This is a genomic window from Streptomyces sp. NPDC030893 (assembly GCF_055571535.1).
Map to the genome: position 1 here is coordinate 647,486 of NZ_JBVIFC010000002.1, position 3,302 is coordinate 650,787.

Sequence of the window (3,302 nt, forward strand, 5' to 3'; positions counted from 1 at the left end):
CCGCGGGCCGAGCAGGTCTCCGCGTCCTGGCGAGCCGCTGAAGGGAAGCGGTCCGCCAGGCCAGCAGCCCGCTACGGCAGCAGCCCGCGCAGTGGGAACACCGCGCGGCGGGCCGCCAGGATCGCCTGGTCCAGCCGGTCCGCCGGGTCGTACCCCTCGTCCCAGGCCGCCCAGGAGACCGGCCACCGCCCGTCCGTCATCCGCCGCGGCGCCGGCTCCCGGGTCCGGGCGTAGACCTCCTGCCGCCAGCCCTCCGGGATCGTCGTCGTGGGCTCCACGGGCCGCCCGGCCGCGATGCCCACCAGGTGGGTCCACGACCTCGGCACCACCTCCACCACCGCGTATCCCCCGCCGCCGAGGGCCACCCACCGCCCGTCGGCGTACGCGTGCGCCAGCTCGTGGCACGCGACCTGCACCGCCCGCTGGGCGTCCAGCGACACCGCCAGGTGCGCCAGCGGATCCTCGAAATGCGTATCGGCCCCGTGCTGCGTCACCAGCACCTGCGGCCGGAAGTCCGCGATCAGCTCCGGCACGACGGAGTGGAACGCGCGCAGCCAGCCGGCGTCCCCGGTACCGGCCGGCAGGGCGACGTTGACCGCACTGCCCTCCGCACTGCTCGCTCCCGTCTCCTCCGGCCACCCGGTCTGCGGGAACAGGGTCCGCGGATGCTCGTGCAGCGAGACCGTCAGCACGCGCGGGTCCTCCCAGAACGCCGCCTGCACCCCGTCCCCGTGATGCACGTCGACATCGACGTAAGCGACCCGCTCCGCTCCCAGCTCCAGCAACCGGGCGATGGCGAGCGAGGCGTCGTTGTACACACAGAAGCCGGACGCGGCACCCGGCATGGCGTGGTGCAGCCCGCCCGCGAAGTTCACCGCGTGCAGCGCCTCACCGCGCCACACGGCCTCCGCCGCGCCCACCGACTGCCCGGCGATCAGCGCCGACACCTCGTGCATCCCGGCGAAGGCGGGATCGTCGACCGTGCCGAGCCCGTACGACTGGTCCGCCACGGCGGGATCCGCCGACGCGGCCCGCACCGCCTCGATGTAGTCCTCCCGGTGGACGAGCCGCAGCGTCGACTCCCCGGCCGCCTTCGCGGCGACCACCTCCACCTCACGGTCCAGCCCGAGGGCACCGACCAGACTTCGGGTCAGCGCCAGCCGGACCGGGTCCATCGGATGGTCCCGGCCGAAGTCATAGCCCGTTACTGCCTCGTCCCACATCAGCTGTGTGCGGCCGCTCATGCCCGCCACCGTATCGGTCCGGTTGAGGCGCGAACGACCGGGCGGACACCAGTGTCACCAGTACCAACACCATCGGCACCAGCATCGCCCCCCGATAGCTCCACGCGTCACCCAGCGCCCCGACCAGAGGGGAGCCGATCAGGAAGCCCACATAGTTGAAGACGTTCAGGCGTGCGACGGCCGCGTCCGACGCGCCCGGGCCGCCCCGCTCGGCAGCTCGCCGCCCGGCAGCCGCGAAGGTCTGCGGCACCAGCACACACAGTCCGAGCCCCAGCAGGGTGAATCCCAGCATCCCCGCCCATGCACCGGGCGCCCCGGCCACCACGGCGAACCCCGCCGCGGCCACCAGCGCGCCGGACCGCACGACCGCCACGGCCCCGAACCGCCGGACCCCGACATCCCCGATCGTCCGCCCCAGCAGCGTGGTGACCATATAGACGTTGTAGGGCACGGTCGCCAGCTGCTCCGAACTCCCCAGCACGTCCTGGAGGTACTTCGCACTCCAGTTGGAGACCGTCGAGTCCCCGATGTACGCCACGGTCATCACCAGACACAGCGGCAGCATCCAGGTCAGCCCGACGGCCGCGCCCTCAGCCCGCGTCTTCGCCGCGGGCGCCTCCTCGCCCCGGTCGACGTACCAGCGGCTCCCGGCCAACGCGGCCGGCATCAGCACCAGCACCAGCGGCAGATACGACACCCACAGCGCCAGGTCCCAGTGCGCCCCCACCCACGCCAGTGACGCGCCGAGGATTCCGCCCAGACTGTAGGCAGCATGGAAACCGAGCATGATGCTGCGTCCGTACGCCTGCTGCAGACTGACGCCGAGCATGTTCATCGACGCGTCCAGCGCCCCCACGGCCAGCCCGAACACGGCCAGCGCCACACCCAGCCCGGCCATGTGCTCACCCGCGCCGACCCCCAGCAGCGCCAGCAGCACCACGGGCTGCGACCACCGCAGCACACGGCTCGGCGGTATTCGCCGCACCAGCCGTTCGGTCGTCACGCTGCCGATGCCGGCGAGGATCGGTACGGCGGCGAGGAAGACGGGCAGCAGCGCGTCGGAGACCCCGTACCGGTCCTGGATGGCCGGAATCCGCGTCACGAGCAGAGCGAACGCGACCCCCTGCACGAGGAAGCTGAACGCCAGCGAGGCCCTGCCGCGCCGCAGCACATCAGTCATGGCGGCGAGCGTAGGGCTCGGGGGTACCGGTGGGTAGATCCGGTCAAAGATGAGTTGTCCTCAGTTTCGGCCCGGGTCCCCGTCGAGCAGTTCTGCCAACTCCCGCATGTCCTCGAAGAGTCTCGTGGCAGCGGAGAGCTTCCCGGCCGGCGTCATGGCGGTGAACCCGTACACATCCATCCCAGCCGCGACCGCCGCCTGGACCCCCAGCGGACTGTCCTCGACGACCACGCACCGCCCGGGCGCCACGCCCATCCGCTCGGCCGCGTGCAGGAACAGATCCGGCGCCGGCTTCCCCCGCCCCACATCCTGCGAGCTGAAGATCCGCTCGTCGTCGAACCACCGGTCGAGCCCTGTGGTCCGGTGCCCGACCCGGATCCGCTCATGGCTCCCGGACGAGGCCACGCAGTACGGCGTCCCGTCGGCGGTCAGTTTCTCGAGTACGTCCATGGCGCCGACGACCGGCTTCAGCTCCCGTTCGAACGCGGCGAAGACCCGAGCGTGGAACACGTCGTCGAAGTCCTCGGGCAACCGCTGTCCGGTCCGCTCCTCGACGAGGTCGTGCACCCGGTGCATGGCGGATCCCATGTAGTCCCGGATGGAGTCCTCGTACGAGGTCGGGTGGCCGAGTTCGGTGAGGTAGGCGGCCAGAAGACGATTGGAGATCGGCTCACTGTCGACGAGCACACCGTCGTTGTCGAAGATGACGAGGTCATAGCGCATGCCTCGACCCTAAACGCAGAAAACCCCGCACCGTATCGGTGCGGGGTTTTCCCACTATTTGTTCGGCGGCGTCCTACTCTCCCACAGGGTCCCCCCTGCAGTACCATCGGCGCTGTAAGGCTTAGCTTCCGGGTTCGGAATGTAACCGGGCGTTT

3 protein-coding genes and 1 rRNA gene are annotated in these 3,302 nt (G+C 70.9%); all 4 read right to left on the reverse strand.

Annotation, left to right across the window (positions count from 1 at the left end; translation table 11 throughout):
* Positions 1-71: 71 nt before the first annotated feature.
* Positions 72-1,244: an acetoin utilization protein AcuC gene (locus ACZ434_RS07765; protein WP_468452874.1), complete on the reverse strand. Its 1,173-nt coding sequence runs from the start codon at positions 1,242-1,244 to the stop codon at positions 72-74.
* Positions 1,195-2,424, reverse strand: a complete 1,230-nt coding sequence (locus ACZ434_RS07770; RefSeq protein WP_468452876.1) for an MFS transporter — start codon at positions 2,422-2,424, stop codon at positions 1,195-1,197. Before ACZ434_RS07770 ends, ACZ434_RS07765 begins: the two co-directional genes overlap by 50 nt.
* Positions 2,425-2,484: 60 nt before the next feature.
* Complete coding sequence (locus ACZ434_RS07775; RefSeq protein ID WP_468452879.1) at positions 2,485-3,147, reverse strand: HAD family hydrolase; 663 nt, start codon at positions 3,145-3,147, stop codon at positions 2,485-2,487.
* Positions 3,148-3,207: 60 nt separating this feature from the next.
* Positions 3,208-3,302, reverse strand: a 5S ribosomal RNA gene (rrf, locus tag ACZ434_RS07780); the annotation flags it as partial.

Excerpts from the sequence above, each read along its gene's own strand:
- ACZ434_RS07765 (WP_468452874.1), bottom strand. The coding sequence starts at position 1,244 with ATGAGCGGCCGCACACAGCTGATGTGGGACGAGGCAGTAACGGGCTAT.
- ACZ434_RS07770 (WP_468452876.1), bottom strand. The coding sequence starts at position 2,424 with ATGACTGATGTGCTGCGGCGCGGCAGGGCCTCGCTGGCGTTCAGCTTC.
- ACZ434_RS07775 (WP_468452879.1), bottom strand. The coding sequence starts at position 3,147 with ATGCGCTATGACCTCGTCATCTTCGACAACGACGGTGTGCTCGTCGAC.